We start from the raw sequence: 18,426 nt of genomic DNA, 5'->3' as shown, positions 1-18,426 counted from the left end.
ACCAGCCCGGCATCATACGTAGTTTATATGAAACTTTGCTTAAATTTTACAATAGTCTACTTTATCAATATATAATATTGTAATTATGGACAATTGCCAACTTCTGCTATCTAATTCTTCTCTTATACCGGCAGAATCGCCTACTGACCAATCTGTGCCAGAAGATTGACCACGCTTTGATGTGAAAGTAAGAGCAAAATAAAGAAGGGCCGGCTACCGAAAAGCGACGCATAACGTCCTCTTCCGGCAGCCGGCCCTTCTTTATTTTGCTCTTTTACAGAACTTTCTTCTTCAGCGCATCAACGGCGAAGCTCGCAGCCCGGGCCGTCAGCGCCATGTAGGTCAGCGACGGGTTCACGCAGGAAGCGGACGTCATGAAGGCTCCATCCGTCACGAACACGTTCTTCACGGCGTGCATCTGGTTATTGCCGTTCAGCACCGACGTTTTCGGGTCGCGACCCATCCGGGCAGTGCCCATTTCGTGGATACCGATTCCGAGGTTCTTCGACGTATCGTTGTAAGGCGTGACATTCTTGACGCCGGCGGCTTCGAGCATTTCGGCCGCGTCGTTCATCATGTCAACCCGCATCTTGCGTTCGTTTTCGCCGTAGGCGGCATCAAAAACGACCACCGGCAGACCCCACTTGTCCTTTTCGGTCGGGTGCAGGTACATGCGGTTGTTTTCGTTGGGCAGCACTTCCCCAAAACCACCGATGCCCATGGTCCACGGACCCGGTTTGGTCAGCGCCTCCTTGAATTCGGCTCCGAAGCCTTCCATGGAATTGCCCCGGCCCCAGCCGCCGCGACCGGCACCGCCCTGGTAGCCGAAACCGCGCAGGTAATCCCGCTTGTCGCCTCCCCAGTTGCGGTAGCGCGGCACGTAGATTCCGTTGGCGCGGCGACCGTAGTAATATTTATCTTCCATGCCTTCCCAGGTGCCGGACGCGCCGACTCCCAGGTGGTGGTCCATGATGTTGCGGCCCAGCTGGTCGCTGTCGTTACCGAGCCCGTTCGGGAAGCGGCTTGACTTCGAGTTCAGCAGGATAGACGCCGTGGCGATGGCCGAGGCGTTCATGAAGATGATTTTGGCGAAATACTCGCGCACCTCCTTCGTGTTCTGATCGATCACCCGGACGCCTTTGGCGCGCTGGGTTTTCTCGTCGTACAGCACTTCGGCGACGATGGAATCCGGACGCAACGTCAGGCGGCCCGTTTTCATCGCGGCCGGCAGGGTAGCCGACTGGGTGCTGAAATAAGCGCCGTACGGACAGCCGCGCATACACTGGTTGCGGTACTGGCAGGCCGCCCGGCCGAGGGCATAGTGAAAATCCTGCGGCGTGGTCAGGTGAGCCGCGCGGCCGATGATCATTTTCCGGCCCGCAAACTTCTTCTCCATGCGGGCTTTCACTTCTTTCTCCACGCAGTTCATCTGCATCGGTGCCAGATACTGCCCGTCGGGAAGTACCGACAGCCCGTCTTTTGCACCCGAGATACCCGCAAAACGTTCTACCTTATCGTACCAGGGCGCAATGTCCTTGTAGCGGATCGGCCAGTCGACCGAGATACCGTCCTTGAGGTTGGCCATAAAGTCTTCCTCGTTGAGCCGGTAGCTCTGGCGACCCCACATCAGCGAACGGCCTCCCACGTGGTAACCGCGAATCCAGTCGAACGGCCGCTTCTCGATGTAGGGGTGTTCCTTATCGTTTTCGAAATGGTGCCGCCATTCTTCGTTGGCTGTGTAGCCGGTACGGAGGTTGGCCCAGTATTCTTCAGCGGCCTGCACCGTAACCCGGCCCCGGTGCGGAAATTCCCACGGGTTGCTGGTCGCTGTTTTGTAGCCTTCAACGTGCTTGATGTCGCGGCCGCGTTCCAGCATCAACACCTTCAGGCCCTTTTCCGTCAGTTCTTTGGCGGCCCATCCGCCCGATATACCAGAACCCACGACGATGGCGTCGTAGGTCATGTCTTTTACTGCGTCTATGTTGAGGTTCATTGTCGATCGAATGAATAATGAATAATTAATAATGAAGTGAATAACGAAAGGAGGCAGTCCGTCCGGCATCTGCGCCGCCGAAGCTCATTGCTCATCATTCATTCTTCATTATTCATTAAAAAGTTAGATAGCCCAGGCTTTCTGACCCGGTTTCATGGTAACACAACCGTCGTATCGGCCCGGAACGGGAACGTATTCGAGGGCCTGGGTGGCCCCAACTTCAGAGGTGAAATAGCCGAGCAGCGTCATATCTTTCAGCATGACGAAGAAAGGCGTGGCGTTGATCTTTTCTTTCGGAAGCTGTACATCCACCTGGTTGTTGCCGCCTGCGACCGTCTTGCGGGCGGCTTCGCGCTGCGCTTTGGCCTCGGCTTCCAGCTTTTTCATGATTTCGATGCGCTGTTCCGGCTGAAGCTGAACGAAGGATTTGCTGTAGGCCGCCTGACTAAGTTCATTCGTATGCGCCAATCCGTCAAGGAACCGTTTCTGGTCAGCCTGTTTGTAGCAGTCTTTCAGCAGAACGTCGATGATTTCGTTCACTTTAGCGGCTTTGGCGCCGGGCGTGCTGGTTGTCGGGATGATAACTTCGGCCATCTCGGCAACCTGTGCGTCCTGCTCGGCCGTAAACAGCAGCGGTTTCCCGCTGGCTTCCCGGGCCGCTGCTGACGCAGCGAGGGTGTCCGACAGCGCGGGTAGCGTGAGCGTTGCTCCCATCAGGGTAGCCACCCGCATCAAGGCATCTCTTCTGTTCATCTGAGTTAGTAAATAAAAAAGCGGTTCAATTATCTAACGGAATTGTCCACAACAAATATACACTTTCCACGGGAGAATTGCATGGCGAAAAGCCCGGACAGCAATAAAAAAAGAATGATTGATGAGTAGAATGGCCGATGCGTTGATTGGGCAAAGCCCGTCAATCCATCAGTCATTCCACCCATCAATCATTCTCCGCAGCGCTTCCGCTTACTGCTTATCCCACCAAACCCGCGTGTCGAGGTTATCGGCTCCCTGCCGGGTAGTGGCCTCGGTCAGGTTCGCCAGGTTGACGGCCTTTTCGTTGTCTGGATAGGAAAGACGATTGATGAAACTGCCTTTGATTTCCTTACCCGGATATGGATTCGGTGTCAGCCGCGGGAAACCGCTGCGGCGGAAATTGGCAAACGCTTCCGGGCCATTCAGGAACGAGGCGACCCAATACTGCGTATTAATCTGCTCCAGACCGTTGGCCGGAACGAAGGGGTTGCGCTGCAAATAAGTCGTAATGGCGGCTGCCGGAACAGCTGAGGCGGCATCTGCATCGCCCAGTTGCTGCATATGAGCGGTTACACCGGCCGCATAGTACTCGGCCACGCTGCCCGTGACCCAGCCCCGCACGGCGGCCTCTGCCAGCAGCAGCTGCGTCTGGGCGTAGGTGACCAGGTAACAGGGCGCGTCGATCTTGCCCAGACGGGTGCGGTCGAGCTGCGAATAATCGTAGAAGCTCGCCAGCCCGTCGCGGGTAGCCTGCGCCGGAATGGTTCCGTTGTCGAAGCCCAGCGGCATACCGATCTGAACCGCCGGATCGCGGTTGAGGCGGGCGGCGGTCTGTTCCGCGCCGCTCTTGGCTCCCACGTACCGGGCCGCAATCGACGCCAGCCGGGGGTCGGCATTGGTCCGGAGGTAATTCACGAAATGCGATGTCAGGTAGTAGTTGGCCGCCTCGGTGGAGTTAAGCGTGCCGCCGACCGGATTCTGGTAATTGGCGTTGTTGCGGATCACGGCATTGTCCGCATTGGCCTGCATCACCCCGCCCTGTACGGCCTTCTGAACCGTCGACTGGGCCAGCGCGGGATTCACCTTCGTCAGGCGCATGCCCGCCCGCAGCAGGGTCGAATAGCCGAAACGCTTCCAGCGGGAAATGTTACCGCCGTACAGAATATCGCCCGCTTCGATGGGCTTTGCGGCGTCCAGAGCCGCCGAGGCTTCGGTCAGTTCCTTGATGATGTCCTCGTAAATGCTCTGCTGGGTATCGTACTTGGGAGCCACGTTGCCGCCCAGGAATCCCAGACCGGCATCCTTGTAGGGAATATCGCCGTAACTGTCCGTGAGCACCATGAACGAGTAGGCTTTCCAGATGCGGGCCATATTATAAAGGTTACTGCGGGCAGGATCATCCTTGGTTTTTGCCATGACATCCACCACGTAGCGGGTCACGTCGCGGTAGTAACGCTGCCAGATTCCGGCGTTCGGACCGGTTGGCCCGCGGTTGTCCACGTTGAAATTTCCGCCCGCCAGTACGCCCGAGTTCGGCGAGAACATGAACTGGACGATCGGATGCTCAAACACCAGCGTCGACCCCGGAAAGGTGGTGTTGATCATGGCGTTGTTGAAGGTAAACGACGGGTTGAGCGCCGTAGCGGCCGTAGGGTTGACGTTCAGTTCGTCAAAGCCTTTTTCGCAGCTGCTGACTCCTACCAGACAGGCGATCAAGGGAATATAGAAAAGCGACTTTTTCATAAAAATCAGAATCTGACATTCAGGTTAAAACCAATACTGCGGGTGGTGGGCAGGCCCGTTGACTCCAGACCAACGAGGTTATCAGAGCTAAAGCCAAACTGCTCCGGATCGATATTCGGCACCCACTTTTTCAGAATAGCGACGTTGTTGGCCACGGCATTCAGGCGGACGCCTTTGATGAACAGGTTGCGCGGCAGGTGCCGGGTGAAGTCATAGCCGACCGTAATCTGACGCAGCTTCCAGAAACCGGCGTTGTAGATGACCTGCTCACCCAGGCTCCGCGAACGGCCTACCGAATAGTAGTCCTGCACGAAAGCCCGGACGGCGTTGGGCTCACCCCGCTCGTTGACGCCTACGCCCACCATCCGGTTGTCGGCATCGCCGCGGCCAATGAGTGTTTCCTTGTGCAGACCGTGCCGGAAGGTGTTCAGGTTGGTGCCCGAAATCATGTTGCCGCCCAGTTTGTAATCAATCAGGAACGACAGGCTCACCCCTCTGTAATTGAACGTGTTGGTAATCCCGCCCACATGATTCGGCAGGGCTGAGCCGAACGAAATTGGGGTGGCCGTGCGCAGCGGCAGACCGTCGCCGCCGTGGATGATCCGGCCCTGGGCGTCGCGCTGGTAGCCGAAGGTGTACAACTGGGCCAGCGGCTGACCCACCACGTGGCGGAGATCACCCACGTAAATTCCGTTGCCGACCACAATCTGCTCGGGCTGGCCGTCTTTGTTGTAATCCCGGTCGCCGACGCCGTTATCGTCCGTCAGCAGCCGCAGCAGCAGCGTTTCGTTGTACGAGCCGTTCAGCGTAATGTCCCAGGAGAAATCCTTCGTCCGGAGGGGACTCAGGTTCAGCAACAGTTCGACGCCCCGGTTGCGGCTCTGCCCGCTGTTGATCAGGCGGTTGGTGTAGCCCGAGGCGTCGGAAGCCTGGGCCGAAACGATCTGGTCGCTTGTGATTTTATTGTAATACGTAAAGTCGAGGCCAACGCGGTTGTTGAACATTTTCAGTTCCAGACCGACTTCCGTTTCCGCCGTGCGGCTGGGCTTCAGCGTGGCGCTCGGTACGGTGTTGGACGTAATGTTACCAACGGGCTGCCCCAATCCGGCGGGGTTCGGGAAGAGGTTGGCCCCGACGCTGTAGAACAGGTTGTTGGAATACGGGGGTACGTCGCCATCGCTGCCCACTTCGGCATAAGCGGCCCGGATTTTACCGAAGTTGATCCATTCGGGCAGGGTGTTGAAGGCCTGCGAGAACACGAAGCTTCCCGTCACGGACGGGTACAGAATGCTGCGGTTGCCCGGCGCGAGCGTCGAGAACCAGTCATTCCGGGCCGTGACGTTCAGGTAAAGGAAATCGTTGTACGAAAATTCGGCGGCTCCGTAGAGGGAGTTCACCTTACGCTCGCTGAGTCCGTAGGTCGGATCTTTTACGCGGCCGTTCTGCGGCGTGTACAGGTCCCGCACGATGAAGTCGGTCACCAGCACGCTGTTCACGTCGCTGCGGCGGTAGAGCTGGTTGCCGCCCGCCGTGATGTCGAGGCCAAACTTACCGAAACGCCGGTTCGCGCCGATGAGGAAGTCGGCGTTGACCTCCCGGAAGCGGCGGGCTTCCTGCACGTACGCCCCGTTGACGAAACCGGCCGGAGCCGCGGCCAGCGAAGCCTGCCCCGTCGGGAAGTTGTAATCCTGGTCCCGCGACCAGTAGTCCTGCCCTACCCGGCCCTGCAGATACAGCCAGTCGGTGAAGTTGTACTTGGCGGCGATGTTGCCAAAGAGGCGGTCGCGGCGGATGTTCTCGAATTTCCGGCTGAGGACGAAATACGGGTTGGTCCGGTTCTGGAAACGCGTCCAGATAAACTCATTCCCCGTTGCCGGATTGATCTGGTTGGCTTCCAGCACGTCCAGCGGCATCGAGTTGGCGAGGGTATAAATGACCGTCGGCGTACTGTTGTCCTGCTGCGCAATCTGGGGCGGGTTTTTGTTGTCCTCAATCGAATAGTTCATCGCACCCGAAACGTTCAGCTTTTTCGAAAGATCGTAGCTGAAGCCCAGGTTGAGGGTTTTCCGGTTGTAGGTGTTGTTCCGCGTGATGCCTTTGTTGTCCGTATTGGCGACCGAGAGATTGAAGCCGCCCCGGTCGTTGCCCGAAGACACCGCCACGGAATTGGTCCAGGTAGTGCCGGTGCGGTAAAAATCCCGGATGCGGTTGCGCACGGGCGCATACGGCACCGTCAGGCCGCCGAAAAGCACCTGCGTCATGCCCGGCTGGAATTTTTCGCCGAAGCTCCACACGCCCGAGGTGGGGTTGGCCGCCGTGGGCCGGACGCCGTATTCGCCCTGTCCGTATTCGTACTGAAAATCGGTCAGATCCATCGGCTGGTCCGTGGTGAAGTTCGTGTTGTAGACCACGCCGATGCCCTGCCCGGCGCCACGCGTTTTGGTCGTAATCATGATGACGCCGTCCTTGGCCCGGGAGCCGTAGAGGGCCGCGGCCGTAGCGCCTTTCAGCACGGTCATGCCCTCGATATCGTCGGGGTTGATGGACGAAAGGCCGTCGCCGCCGTCGGAGTAGTTCCGGTCGCGGCCGCCGATGGAGTTATCCCCGCCGACGTTTCCGTTGTTCTGGCCGAAGTTGGTGTTGTCGATCGGCACCCCGTTGACCACAATCAGCGGGTTGTTCTGCCCGGAGAACGACGACTGCCCGCGAATCCGGATCTTCGAGGTTCCGGCGGCCCCGGTACCCAGGGAACTGATGTTGACCCCGGCAATTTTTCCCTGCAGGGCGTTGACAAAGTTCACCGTCCGGTTGGTCGTGATCTGCTCCGGGCTGACGTTGGCGGTGGCGTAGCCCAGTTTTTTGGCTTCTTTCTTGATACCCAGCGCCGTGACCACGACTTCATCGAGGCTCTGGGTCGATTCGGCGAGTGTAATCGTTAGCTGTGCCTGGTTACCTACGGCTGTCTCCTGACTCTGAAAACCAATCGAGCTGATGATGAGCACCGAATTACCAGACGGTACGCTGATGGCAAAGCGTCCGTTTGCGTCTGACGTTGTACCCGTAGAACTCCCTTTAACCACAATGTTTGCCCCCGGAATGGGCTGCTGGTCTTTCCCCGAAATCACGGTTCCTGTCACGCGGCGGTCCTGCGCCTGGGTGCCCGCTACCAGCATAGCCCCCAGCCAAACTGTCAGCAGACAGCGGATAAGTAGAAGATGACGCATAAAAAGATTAATAAAGGTTAGGAAATTGGTAAGTAATGTAGATGATCTGGGTTATTAATGGGTTATGTATTAAGCCGCTATATTACTTTATAAAGATTATTTTGACAAAGATTCTACTTAAGTAAAAATAAATAGACATTTATTGATGAAAACGGAAGAGTCTGCTTTTACAGTAGAGTATTCGGCCGACTGACTTATCTGTCCGGACAGGAACTGAAAAACAGGGTCGCCACGGGGATTCCCGGAGAAGACCCGATCTGTTTTGGCAAAAAAATAGCGCGGGTGTTGCATTATGGCGTCACCTCCTGTTAACTTCAACCTTTCTAAACGATACTCAACCAGATAGACCAAACCGAATACTCGTTCGGTAGTGGTGTAATCTTTATCCCTGTATGGCTAAACTGATCATCGTTGACGATGAAAAAAGCATCCGGGCGGCGCTGCGTGACATCCTCGAATACGAAGGATATGAAGTAGAAGAAGCGAAAGATGGCGAAGAAGGTCTTGATCTGATTCTGAAAAACGAATATGACGTGGCCCTCTGTGACATTAAGATGCCGAAAATGGACGGTCTGGAGGTCCTGCTGAAGGCCAGCGAAGCCGGACGGGGCACCCAGTTCATTATGATTTCGGCCTTCGGAAACGTGGAAAACGCCGTAGAGGCCACCAAGCGTGGCGCGTTCGACTTCATCACCAAACCACCCGATCTGAACCGCCTGCTCGTGACGGTCCGAAACGCGCTCGACCGCTCCAAACTGGTGCAGGAAACCAAGACGCTCAAACGCCGGATTTATAAGCTCAACGAAATTGTCGGGGAATCGGACCCCATTCGCCGGGTGAAGGAAACCATCGACCGCGTCGCGCCGACCGAGGCGCGTGTACTCATCACCGGTCCCAACGGTTCGGGCAAAGAGATGGTCGCCAAGCAGATTCACGAGCGGGGCACCCGCGCCAACCGGCAGCTCGTGGAAGTCAACTGCGCCGCCATTCCGAGCGAACTCATTGAAAGCGAACTTTTTGGACACGAAAAAGGTGCCTTTACGGGGGCCTCAGCCCGGCGCATCGGCAAGTTCGAGCAGGCCGACGGCGGGACGCTTTTCCTCGATGAGATCGGCGACATGAGCCTTTCGGCCCAGGCCAAAGTGCTGCGGGCCCTGCAGGAGAACAAAATCACGCGGGTAGGCGGCGACAAGGAAATCAAGATCAACGTCCGCGTCATCGCCGCCACGAACAAGGAACTGAAGAAGGAAATTGGGGAGGGCAACTTCCGCGAAGACCTTTTCCACCGCCTGAGCGTCATCCGCATCCACGTGCCGCCCCTGACCGACCGCCGCGAAGACATTCCGCTGCTGGCCGAAAAATTCCTCCAGGACATCGCCGACGAATACGGAGCCCCGCCGAAGGAAATCCTCCCCGACGCCATGACCTACATGCAGTCGCTTCCGTGGACCGGCAACGTCCGCGAACTGCGCAACGTCGTCGAACGCCTCGTTATCATGTGCGGGGATAAGATTACGAAGGGAGACGTGGAGCTCTACGCATAGAAAATTTTGAATGATTGAATGACTGAATGACTGATTCGCTCCGCAGATTAGAACCGGGCGGAGCGAATCAGTCATTCAATCATTCAGTCATTCAATCATTAAATTGCATCCCCGGATGTCCGAGTTGTCGAATCGCCCGATGACGCGGAAGGCGTCGGGCTGGTCGGGGATGAACTGGCCGAGGTCCTGGGTTTCGATGAAGCTGCACGAATCGAGGTTGGCCAGGTCCACGACATTGATGCCGCCCGTCAGCCGCGTGGTCGATTCCGGACGAAGCAGATGAAACGGGTCGTTGACGTCGCGAAGCAGCACCCGCAGCGTTGCCGACGGCCGAAATATTCCCTCTCCCGACGAATACGCTTGCGAAAGCAATTCCGTCATGCCATATTCCGAATGAATTTGCGGGGCGCCGAGCCGGCCCGTCAGGATGGCGTGCACCTCTTCCCGCAGGAGTTCGCGGCGGCGGCCTTTCATCCCGCCCGTTTCCATCACGATCAGGTTCGGCAGGTTTCGCAGAAAGGCGAAGTCGGTGCCGGATTCTGCCCAGTCGAGCAGCCCGAAGGTGACGCCGATGAGCAGAATTTTGCGTCCGTCCGGGGCCTCAGCCAGGCGGCGGAGGGTGGCCGTCAGATCGTCGGTATTGTTCAGGAAAAAACCGGAAACCGGGGAGGCCGCTTTTTCAATAAAGCGTCGAACCATATACACCAGCGACGAGTTATTTCGTTCAAGATACGACGGTAACAGGGCCAGGATGTGGAAGTTGACCAGCGGCCCGTAGGTTTCCTCGAAAATCCGCTGACTGACGGCATCGTAGAGCGCTTCGTCGGGCACATGGTGCCGGCTCGTCTCGCTGCCCGTGGTGCCGCTGCTGGCAAAAACGAGCGGTGTTTCCAACGGATGCACCTCGGCCTGGGTCCGGACAGCATGATGCCGGAAGAAACTGATGGGCATAAACGGTACCCGGTGCAAATCCGTCACCTGTTCGGGACGGATGGACAGGTAGCCAACATACCGGCGGTAAACGGGGTTGTGAACGACCTGGTACCGGAAAACGTCCAGCGCCAGCGCTTCAAACCCGGCCGCATTGGCCCGCAGGATTCGCTCCCGTAACACGCGCCGGGTTTCCGCCGCCGGACTATTCAAAATGGGCTTATTCATGTAAGCCAGACTGGATTAACGATTTGACAATACTCTACTAACATGATGCCGAAGCGATTTATTCACTACAGCCTGCTTTTTTTGGGAATCGCTGCCGTTTTGACGGCCTGTCTCGACAAGCCGGACTTTTCGTTCACGCCTGAAATCTCCAACGCGAGTGTTGTCTCCTACCCGACCACGGAAGGCTTTTCGGGTGCCCGCGCCGACTCGCTGGTCATTTCCTTCAAATACCGGGACGGCGACGGCGATCTGGGCATCTCGGCCGAAGAACGCAGCGACACCGTGCTGCTGAATACCCGATACAGAGACTGGGGCAACTACGAACTGCGCGCTTTCCGCTACGACAAGGGCCAGTTTATCGAGGTTGATTTTCCGACCAACCGAAAGCTGTTTTTTCCGCGCCTGTACAAGAGCGAGAAGGCCGGACCGATTGAAGGGACGCTTAATTTTTCCCAGAACTTTACGTACTTCCGCGGCTACCGGATGACGCCGCTCAAGTTCTCCATCCGCATCCGTGACCGGGCTCTCAGAACCAGCAACGTCATCGAGAGCGATACCATTTCGCTTCCGCTGCTTTTCTAAAAAATCAGCCAGCAAGGGCGTTTGCGGCCAGGGTTTGCCCGGCCCGGACGCCCTTGTTGTTTTCGGTCCTCAGGCGGCATCCTGACTTACCTTCTCCGGCACCGGACGGACCGCCGCGGTACTTTCCCGGAGCAGAATGCGGAACGTCGTTCCCTTGCCGATTTCCGAGTGTTTGACGAACAGCCGTCCTTCGTGGTATTCCTCGATGATCCGTTTGGCTAGCGTCAGGCCCAGGCCCCAGCCGCGTTTTTTGGTGCTGTAACCGGGGGTGAACACTTTCGCCAGATTGGCCTTGCTGATGCCTTTTCCCGTATCGGTAATGTCGATGGCCACGTCGTTGACCCGCGCCGTTTCGCCCGGACGACGGCGCTGGGCAATGGGCTGCAGCCGGAGGGTGAGGCTACCGATACCGCCCATCGCATCCACGGCGTTTTTGCATATATTCTCGATCACCCACTCAAATAGCAGCTTGTTGATGTGTACCTGGAAGCCCTCCGGCAGTTCGTTGACGATACTCATCCGGACCTTCGTGGAGATGCGCGGCTCCAGATAGCTGATAAAATTGCTCACGGTTTCGTACAAATCCTCGCTGCGCAGCGTCGGAACGGACCCGATGCTGGAGAAGCGGGCCGCGATGGTTTCCAGCCGCTTTACGTCCTTTTCGATTTCGTCGGCAATGGATTCGTCCACGGCCGGATCGGAGCGGAAATACTCCACCCAGGCCATCAGCGACGAAAGCGGCGTGCCCAGCTGGTGGGCCGTTTCCTTGGCCAGCCCGACCCAGACCCGGTTCTGCTCCGCCCGCCGGGCCGAACTGAAGGCCAGATACGCCAGAAAACCGAGCACCATCAGCGAAACCAGTTCGACATACGGGAAATAGCGCAACTGCGTCAGCAGAAACGAGTTGCTATAATACACGTACCCTTTGCGCCCTTCTCCCAGATCCACCTCGATCGGCGGGTGATCGTTCTTGATTTCCGCCATTTTCTGCCGCACCAGCGCGTGCCGCTTGGCCTCCGGAAAATCCTGCGGAATGTCGGTGAACCGGTCGATGGTCGGCTCGCCGCGTTCGTCGACGTAGATGAACGGAATCTCATGCAGGTCGTTCATCAGAATAATCTCCTGCATGACAAAGTTGATGTCGTCGTTCACGTCCGTTTTGTAGGCGTAGGCCATGGCCTTGGCGAAGAGCTGCACGTACCGTTCTTCCCGTTTTTCGAGCTGGTCCACCAGGCGGCTTGTAAACAGCCAGGAGGCCGTACCGAGCAGCAGCAGATTCAGGGCCACGATGATTTTCAGCGTGTTACGCTGACCATAAATATCAAAAGACTTCAGCATCATCGGATAAACAAAATCGGACGCCGGTTTGATTCAGGCGGCTATTCCTGTTGACGAGGATCAGACAGGAGGCTGACCAGCCTCATGCGCCCGGCTCCGGAACCGTTGTAATTTTACAAACGATTTTACGACTTAACGTCTGTTTGTACCATTTCAATGCCTTTGTTTACAACTTCACCTGAGTCGAGTTGGAAACGGAACCGAACAGGGGTTAACTTTGTAACAGTTTATAAGGTTTCTAAATAATAAAAGTACAAACTGAAACCGGTAAATAGGTGTTTCTTAATTGGGCATTGTGCATTAATTTTGTACGTTAGTTTCAATCAGTAATATGTACGATTCATTTAAATCAGTTAGTCTCTCTTACAAAACGGCTCCGCTGGCTGTTCGCGAGCTAATTGCATTAAACGAAGACGAAACCCGTCAGTTTCTGCTCAAGCTGCGGGATGTGTTCGAGGTATCCGATCTGCTGGTCATTTCAACCTGCAACCGGACGGAGGTGTACTACGCCGCCGCCGAAAATCACAATACCGAGATTGCCCGCCTCCTCCTGATTGAAAAAGGCCTGACGAACACCGACGACTATCTTCCTTATTTCCACCTGTACAATACCGCCAATGAAGCTGTGCGTCACCTCTTTGAGGTCTGCACGGGTCTGCATTCGCAGGTGGTCGGGGATATGCAGATTCCGAATCAGGTCAAGCAGGCCTACCAGCTTTCGGCCGATATGGACGTGGCAGGCCCGTTCCTGCACCGGCTGATGCACACGATCTTCTTCACCAACAAACGGGTTGCCCAAGAAACCAGCTTCCGCGACGGAGCCGCTTCGGTCTCCTACGCCGCCGTTGAATTAATCGAAGAACTGCTGGGCGAGTACGCCAACCCTTCCGTGCTGGTCGTGGGCCTGGGCGAAATCGGAGCCGACGTGGTCAAAAACCTCGCCGCCCGAAACCTCAAGCGCATCACGCTCTGCAACCGGACCCGCGCCAAGTCGGAGCGGATGGCCGGACAGTTTGGCTTCCGTGTCGCGGATTTTGCCGATCTGGACGCCGAAGTGAGCGGGGCAGACGTCATCATCTCGTCGGTCATGATGGACGAGCCGCTGTTTACGCCTGCCCGTCTGTCGAACCTGAATGCGCTGACTTACAAATATTTCATCGACCTGTCGGTCCCCCGCAGTGTAGACGCGGGCGTCGAACAGATTCCGGGCGTGCTGCTGTACAACATCGACCACATCCGCAACCGCGCCGACGAAGCGCTGGGCCGCCGGGTGGCCGCCATTCCGCAGGTGGAAGCTATTATTGACCAGTCGATGGTTGAGTTCAATGACTGGTCGCGGGAGATGGTCGTTTCGCCGACGATCAACAAATTCAAGAATGCGCTGGAGCAGATCCGTAAGGAGGAAATCGCCCGCCATCTGAAGAACCTGACGGACGAAGAATCTGAAAAAATTGACAAGATTACCCGCGGCATCATGCAGAAAATCATCAAACTGCCTGTGCTGCAACTGAAAGCCGCCTGCAAACGCGGCGAGGCTGATACCCTTATCGATGTCCTCACCGACCTCTTTGATCTGGAAAAACAGCCCGCCCAGACGCCGCAGGACGGACCGAAACGACCGTTCTAACCTTTGATAAATACATTGCGAAAATCCCGACCCGACGATTCTGGCCGGGATTTTCGTTAATAGGCTATGACCCGACTCCTCAACGCCCTTCTCCGGCTTTTTCTGCTGTTTATTTTTGTGATGGGGCTGATTGCGCTCTGGGAACAACTGCGCAGCGGCTCGTTCTTCCGGCGCTTTACCCGCTCTGAAGAAACGGTTCACAGCATTGTCCTGCAGGAAGTTACGGCGCTGGGCAAGCTGGAGCTGGTGCGCTACCGCTTCAAGGACGTGGTCGAACATGAGCAGATGCGGCAGTGGCTGCCCAACCCCAGAGCGGTGCTGATTGTGGAAGGCGAAGCCGTCGGCTGCCTGGATTTAACCCAAATCAAGGCGGAAGACGTGGCCACGCAGGGCGATACGCTGGTGGTGCACCTCCCCGACCCCGAACTCTGCACCTACCGCATCAACCACGACCGCTCGAAGGTGTACAATACGGAATACGCCCTCTTCGAGGAGGCCGGTCTGGTCACCGAAGCGTACCGTCAGGCCGAAGTGCAGATCCGGCAGTCGGCGCTGCAAAGCGGCATTCTGGAACAGACCCGGGAAAATGCGGACAAAATTCTGAAGCCGTTTCTGGAAAAAGTGTCCGGCAAAAAGGTGTTTCTCGTCACCCGGCCCAAAGCCAGACTGGCCCCGCTTCGGTAAGCTATCAGCCATAAAAAATCCACCTTCGGCCGGGCCGGGTGGATTTCGTATGGGTTGGTCGATCCAGTCTGCTTATTCAGCGGCGGTTTCGCCTTCCGGCGTTTCCACGGATTCTTCAGACGACGCTTCGGCCGGGGCCGCCGCTTCGAACGCTTCCGGCATGTTGGTCCGCAGGATACCATACCAGGTGATGAGCTTCTTCACGTCCGACATGTGTACCCGGTCGCGGTCGTATTCCGGAAGCACCTCCGCCAGAAAATCGGCCAGCTCGCTGTTGGATGCGCTTTTGGCCACTACGGGCAGGTTGTCTCCGTATTTGGCAAAAATTGCCCCGAAAACGTCGCCCAGCGGAGCCGATTCCTGCTCGTTATCGGTATAAATCGAAATATCTTTCAGGACAGACACGCGGGCGGTGGGTCCGATCAGTTCCTTGGTTTTTTTGTCGTCCAGCGATTCGACCACAACACCGGAGCGGCTTGGCTTCAGGATACGGTACAGACCACTTTTTCCGGCAATGTTTGCTACTTCTCTCAGCGCTTCCATTTATAAAGGATAGTAGTAATGTGGTTTAATGATCATGAATAATGGTACAAAGATACGGGAATGGATGCACGGATTAAACGGAGTCAGCAGATTAAAAGCGATAAAAATCGGTTGAAATCCCTCCGGCGACACCCTTATCTGGCCGCTTCATTGTATTCCCGGTTCAATTCGTCGATATACGCCAGAATCTCGTCCTGACCCCGTCCGATGACCGAGGAAGTGACAAAATGCGGCGGCACGTCGGCCCAGGTCTGCCGCATGGTTTTGTGGTAATCGGCAATCGATTTTTTGATGATATTCACCCCGACCTTCTCGGTTTTGGTGAAAACCATGACAAAGGGCAGATTATGCTCGCCGAGCCACTCCATAAACTGCAGGTCATTGGCCTGGGGCGGAATACGGCCGTCGATGAGCACGAAGGTACAGACCAGGTTTTCGCGGCTGGTCAGGTAATCGTGAATCATTTTTTCCCATTTCTCCCGTGAGGTTTTGCTAACTTTGGCGAAACCGTAGCCCGGAAGGTCGACCAGATACCATTTGTCGTCGATCAGAAAATGGTTGATGAGCTGCGTCTTACCGGGCGTCTGGGAGGTTTTGGCGAGGCTTTTGCGGTTGGCCAGCATGTTGATGAGCGAGGATTTGCCCACGTTCGAGCGACCGATAAAGGCGTATTCCGGCTTATCGGGTTTCGGACACTTGGCGGGGTCCGTATTGCTGGTGATGAATTCGGCTTTCTTGATTTGCATAGCGTGTATCCACAGGCTTTAGCCCGTATCGCTTGTATTTTCGTAGTCACGGGCTAAAGTCCGTGGGTACGGCCCGCGGGTACAGCCCGTAGGTACCGACAAAGGTCGTAAAGTTTGACGAAATGACGACCTCTTTTTCAAATACCCGGAAACGAAAGGCCCGGGCTTTGGCGTTATAATTCCAACAAAATGAATCTATCTTGTTCTATGAAGCGTATCCGTCTGATGTCCCTGATGCTGTTGATGCTCGGGCTGGTCTGGAACTCAAGTGCAGCCGGTGACAAGCCAGAACCCGGCATTCAGTTTACCAACGCCCAGTGGGCGGCTATTTTGAAAAAGGCCAAAACGGAGAAGAAGCTGATCTTTCTGGACGCCTACGCCGAGTGGTGCGGTCCCTGCAAACTGCTGCAGAAGAACGTCTTCACGAAGAAAGAAGTCGCCGATTACTTCAACAAGCGCTTCATCAACGTCAAGATGGATATGGAAAAAGGCGAGGGCGTGATGCTATCCCAGCGTTATCCGCTCGAAGGCTACCCCACGCTGCTGTTCATCGACGGCAACGGCAAGGTGGTCAAGAAAATCCTCGGGTACCAGAACCCGCAGGAACTGCTCGCCGCCGGAAAAAGTGTCAAGTAACCTTTCATTTGAATAATAAAGAAAAGCGGTCGTTCGGCCGCTTTTTCTTTTTCAGACCACCGGACAGGCCGCCCGGATAACGCCGAGAATTTCTTCCCGCTGCCCCTCCGTCAGGCTGGAGCCCGAAGGCAGGCAAAGCCCCGTCCGGAACAGCTCGTCGGCCAGCCCGGAGCCATAAAACGGACACTCCGCAAAGACCGGCTGCCGGTGCAGCGGTTTCCACAGCGGCCGGGATTCGATGCCGCGGGCCACCAGCGCAAGCCGGAGGTCTTCGCGGGTGATGCCCGCCTCTTCAGGGTCAATGGTAACGCAGGAAAGCCAGCGGTTGGAAAAACACCCTTCCGGTTCCGGCAGAAAACCAAAACCCGGCCGCGGCGCGAGGTGATGCCGGTAAAACGCATACGTGGCCCGGCGCCGCGCAACCCGGTCGGCCAGCACTTCCAGTTGTGCCCGCCCGATGCCGGCGCAGACGTTGCTCAGGCGGTAGTTGTACCCAATCCGGGAATGCTGGTAATGGGGCGCCGGGTCGCGGGCCTGCATGGCTAGCCAGCGGGCCTGTTCGATCAGCAGCGGGTCGGCCGAAAGCAGGGCGCCCCCGCCGGAGGTCGTGATGATTTTGTTTCCGTTGAACGACAGCACCGACAGCCGCCCGAACGAACCGCAGGGCCGACCCCGGTACACCGAACCCAGCGCCTCGGCGGCATCCTCGATCAACGGCACTTCGTACCGCGAACAGACAGCCGTCAGCTCGTCCCAACGGGCGGGCATGCCGTACAAATCCACAGCGATGACCGCCTTCGGACGTTTGCCCCACCGAATCCGGTCCGCCAATGCCTCCTCCAGCGCCCCGGGGCAAAGATTCCAGGTAGACGGCTCGCTGTCCACAAAAACCGGCCGGGCACCCTGATAAACGATGGGGTTGGCGCTGGCCGCAAACGTCAGCGACTGGCACAGCACTTCGTCGCCTGGGCCTACGCCCAGCAGCACCAGCGCCAGGTGCAGGGCCGCCGTTCCCGACGACAGTGCGGCGGCATGACCGGCCCCGGTCCGCTGGCAGAGCGCCCGTTCGAACGCATCGACATGCGGGCCGAGCGGCGCAACCCAGTTGGTCTCGAACGCTTCCTGAACATAAGCCTGTTCGTTGCCGCTCAGATGAGGCGGCGAAAGCCAGATTTCGGTTTTCATGCAGAAACAGCGTGAAACTTGATGGGTCGGGCCGGGATACCCGTAGCCGTGCAGTCGGCCGGTAAGGACCGGACCACCACCGCGCCCGCGCCCACCACGGCATTCCGGCCTACGGCCACTCCGTTGATGAGGCTGGCGCCGGTGCCGACGTAGACCGCTTCGTCCAGCTTTACATCGCCCGAAACGTTTACCGACGGCATCAGCGAACAAAAGTCTCCGATGCGGCTGTCGTGCCCGACCGTGCAGTGCAGATTGAGCAGCACATGGCAGCCGAGGACAATGTCCACGGTCAGCGTCGTTCCCGCGCACACGAGGCAGCCCGCCCCCACCGTCACCTGCTGGAAGTCGAACAGGGCTACCGACGGGTGAATCAGGCTGGGAAAGAAAACCACCGGCGACCGGATGGCAGCCACCAGGCGGCGTTTCACCCCCGGATTGCCTACGGCCACCACGACCGCCAGCGGCCCCGGATGCCCGTTCAGCTCGGCTATTCCGCCTAGGACCGGGTAGCCGTGAATCAGTTGCCCGGCGGCTAGCCCATCATCGAAAAACCCGATCATGCTCCAAGTCTCGCCCCGCAGCGCATTGATCTGCTGAATAAGCATCAGGATTTCTCTTCCCAGACCGCCCGCGCCGTAGATGGCAATGTCTTTTTTCATAAAAAATCGAG

At 57.0% G+C, this 18,426-nt stretch carries 15 protein-coding genes; 5 read left to right on the top strand and 10 right to left on the bottom strand.

Features of this window, described 5'->3' with window-relative positions; genetic code table 11:
- Nucleotides 1-274: 274 nt before the first annotated feature.
- The 4 genes from ORG26_RS15600 to ORG26_RS15585 all read right to left on the bottom strand — a co-directional run bounded on the left by ORG26_RS15600 (nucleotide 275) and on the right by ORG26_RS15585 (nucleotide 7,713).
- A complete protein-coding gene (locus ORG26_RS15600) occupies nucleotides 275-1,993 on the bottom strand; it encodes a GMC oxidoreductase (protein WP_266363343.1) in 1,719 nt (572 codons plus the stop codon).
- Nucleotides 1,994-2,116: 123 nt separating this feature from the next.
- On the bottom strand, nucleotides 2,117-2,746 hold the full coding sequence (locus ORG26_RS15595; RefSeq protein ID WP_266363341.1) for a gluconate 2-dehydrogenase subunit 3 family protein: 630 nt from the start codon (nucleotides 2,744-2,746) through the stop codon (nucleotides 2,117-2,119).
- Nucleotides 2,747-2,956: 210 nt separating this feature from the next.
- Nucleotides 2,957-4,489, bottom strand: coding sequence for a SusD/RagB family nutrient-binding outer membrane lipoprotein (locus ORG26_RS15590; RefSeq protein ID WP_266363339.1), 1,533 nt, complete (start codon nucleotides 4,487-4,489; stop codon nucleotides 2,957-2,959).
- A gap of 5 nt (nucleotides 4,490-4,494) precedes the next feature.
- Nucleotides 4,495-7,713, bottom strand: a complete 3,219-nt coding sequence (locus tag ORG26_RS15585) for a SusC/RagA family TonB-linked outer membrane protein (RefSeq protein ID WP_266363337.1) — start codon at nucleotides 7,711-7,713, stop codon at nucleotides 4,495-4,497.
- 392 nt (nucleotides 7,714-8,105) lie between these two features.
- Here ORG26_RS15585 and ORG26_RS15580 point away from each other — a divergent pair, with 392 nt between their 5' ends.
- Nucleotides 8,106-9,257 (top strand): sigma-54-dependent transcriptional regulator, encoded by a 1,152-nt coding sequence (locus ORG26_RS15580; RefSeq protein ID WP_266363336.1) that lies wholly within the window; start codon nucleotides 8,106-8,108, stop codon nucleotides 9,255-9,257.
- 87 nt (nucleotides 9,258-9,344) lie between these two features.
- Here the strand turns inward: ORG26_RS15580 and ORG26_RS15575 are convergent, their stop codons facing one another.
- Nucleotides 9,345-10,415, bottom strand: coding sequence for an acyl transferase (locus ORG26_RS15575; RefSeq protein ID WP_266363334.1), 1,071 nt, complete (start codon nucleotides 10,413-10,415; stop codon nucleotides 9,345-9,347).
- A gap of 42 nt (nucleotides 10,416-10,457) precedes the next feature.
- Between ORG26_RS15575 and ORG26_RS15570 the strand changes: the two genes are divergently transcribed.
- Entirely contained in the window at nucleotides 10,458-10,997 is a 540-nt protein-coding gene (locus tag ORG26_RS15570) for a hypothetical protein (RefSeq protein WP_266363332.1), read from the top strand.
- 69 nt (nucleotides 10,998-11,066) lie between these two features.
- Here the strand turns inward: ORG26_RS15570 and ORG26_RS15565 are convergent, their stop codons facing one another.
- Nucleotides 11,067-12,335 (bottom strand): sensor histidine kinase, encoded by a 1,269-nt coding sequence (locus ORG26_RS15565; RefSeq protein WP_266363330.1) that lies wholly within the window; start codon nucleotides 12,333-12,335, stop codon nucleotides 11,067-11,069.
- 331 nt (nucleotides 12,336-12,666) lie between these two features.
- Between ORG26_RS15565 and hemA the strand changes: the two genes are divergently transcribed.
- Entirely contained in the window at nucleotides 12,667-13,962 is a 1,296-nt protein-coding gene (gene hemA / locus ORG26_RS15560) for a glutamyl-tRNA reductase (RefSeq protein WP_266363328.1), read from the top strand.
- Between the two features lie 66 nt (nucleotides 13,963-14,028).
- Nucleotides 14,029-14,646, top strand: coding sequence for a DUF4230 domain-containing protein (locus ORG26_RS15555; protein WP_266363326.1), 618 nt, complete (start codon nucleotides 14,029-14,031; stop codon nucleotides 14,644-14,646).
- A 72-nt stretch (nucleotides 14,647-14,718) separates the two neighbouring features.
- Here ORG26_RS15555 and ORG26_RS15550 read toward each other — a convergent pair whose 3' ends face one another.
- Nucleotides 14,719-15,189: a DUF5606 family protein gene (locus ORG26_RS15550; RefSeq protein WP_266363324.1), complete on the bottom strand. Its 471-nt coding sequence runs from the start codon at nucleotides 15,187-15,189 to the stop codon at nucleotides 14,719-14,721.
- Between the two features lie 134 nt (nucleotides 15,190-15,323).
- Nucleotides 15,324-15,935 (bottom strand): ribosome biogenesis GTP-binding protein YihA/YsxC, encoded by a 612-nt coding sequence (gene yihA / locus ORG26_RS15545; protein ID WP_266363322.1) that lies wholly within the window; start codon nucleotides 15,933-15,935, stop codon nucleotides 15,324-15,326.
- A 234-nt stretch (nucleotides 15,936-16,169) separates the two neighbouring features.
- Between yihA and ORG26_RS15540 the strand changes: the two genes are divergently transcribed.
- Nucleotides 16,170-16,571, top strand: a complete 402-nt coding sequence (locus ORG26_RS15540) for a thioredoxin family protein (RefSeq protein ID WP_266369420.1) — start codon at nucleotides 16,170-16,172, stop codon at nucleotides 16,569-16,571.
- 51 nt (nucleotides 16,572-16,622) lie between these two features.
- Here the strand turns inward: ORG26_RS15540 and ORG26_RS15535 are convergent, their stop codons facing one another.
- Complete coding sequence (locus ORG26_RS15535; protein WP_266363320.1) at nucleotides 16,623-17,756, bottom strand: DegT/DnrJ/EryC1/StrS family aminotransferase; 1,134 nt, start codon at nucleotides 17,754-17,756, stop codon at nucleotides 16,623-16,625.
- Nucleotides 17,753-18,415, bottom strand: a complete 663-nt coding sequence (locus tag ORG26_RS15530) for a NeuD/PglB/VioB family sugar acetyltransferase (RefSeq protein ID WP_266363318.1) — start codon at nucleotides 18,413-18,415, stop codon at nucleotides 17,753-17,755. Before ORG26_RS15530 ends, ORG26_RS15535 begins: the two co-directional genes overlap by 4 nt.
- Between the last annotated feature and the right edge of the window lie 11 nt (nucleotides 18,416-18,426).

The organism is Tellurirhabdus rosea (genome assembly GCF_026278345.1).
Lineage (GTDB): Bacteria > Bacteroidota > Bacteroidia > Cytophagales > Spirosomataceae > Tellurirhabdus > Tellurirhabdus rosea.
This window is presented reverse-complemented; position numbering and strand designations above follow the sequence as displayed.

Coding starts and splice junctions, on each gene's coding strand:
- yihA (WP_266363322.1), bottom strand. CDS start 15,935: ATGCAAATCAAGAAAGCCGAATTCATCACCAGCAATACGGACCCCGCC.
- ORG26_RS15575 (WP_266363334.1), bottom strand. CDS start 10,415: ATGAATAAGCCCATTTTGAATAGTCCGGCGGCGGAAACCCGGCGCGTG.
- ORG26_RS15555 (WP_266363326.1), top strand. CDS start 14,029: ATGACCCGACTCCTCAACGCCCTTCTCCGGCTTTTTCTGCTGTTTATT.
- ORG26_RS15570 (WP_266363332.1), top strand. CDS start 10,458: ATGATGCCGAAGCGATTTATTCACTACAGCCTGCTTTTTTTGGGAATC.
- ORG26_RS15590 (WP_266363339.1), bottom strand. CDS start 4,489: ATGAAAAAGTCGCTTTTCTATATTCCCTTGATCGCCTGTCTGGTAGGA.
- hemA (WP_266363328.1), top strand. CDS start 12,667: ATGTACGATTCATTTAAATCAGTTAGTCTCTCTTACAAAACGGCTCCG.
- ORG26_RS15565 (WP_266363330.1), bottom strand. CDS start 12,335: ATGCTGAAGTCTTTTGATATTTATGGTCAGCGTAACACGCTGAAAATC.
- ORG26_RS15585 (WP_266363337.1), bottom strand. CDS start 7,713: ATGCGTCATCTTCTACTTATCCGCTGTCTGCTGACAGTTTGGCTGGGG.
- ORG26_RS15600 (WP_266363343.1), bottom strand. CDS start 1,993: ATGAACCTCAACATAGACGCAGTAAAAGACATGACCTACGACGCCATC.
- ORG26_RS15550 (WP_266363324.1), bottom strand. CDS start 15,189: ATGGAAGCGCTGAGAGAAGTAGCAAACATTGCCGGAAAAAGTGGTCTG.
- ORG26_RS15530 (WP_266363318.1), bottom strand. CDS start 18,415: ATGAAAAAAGACATTGCCATCTACGGCGCGGGCGGTCTGGGAAGAGAA.
- ORG26_RS15580 (WP_266363336.1), top strand. CDS start 8,106: ATGGCTAAACTGATCATCGTTGACGATGAAAAAAGCATCCGGGCGGCG.
- ORG26_RS15595 (WP_266363341.1), bottom strand. CDS start 2,746: ATGAACAGAAGAGATGCCTTGATGCGGGTGGCTACCCTGATGGGAGCA.
- ORG26_RS15540 (WP_266369420.1), top strand. CDS start 16,170: ATGCTGTTGATGCTCGGGCTGGTCTGGAACTCAAGTGCAGCCGGTGAC.
- ORG26_RS15535 (WP_266363320.1), bottom strand. CDS start 17,756: ATGAAAACCGAAATCTGGCTTTCGCCGCCTCATCTGAGCGGCAACGAA.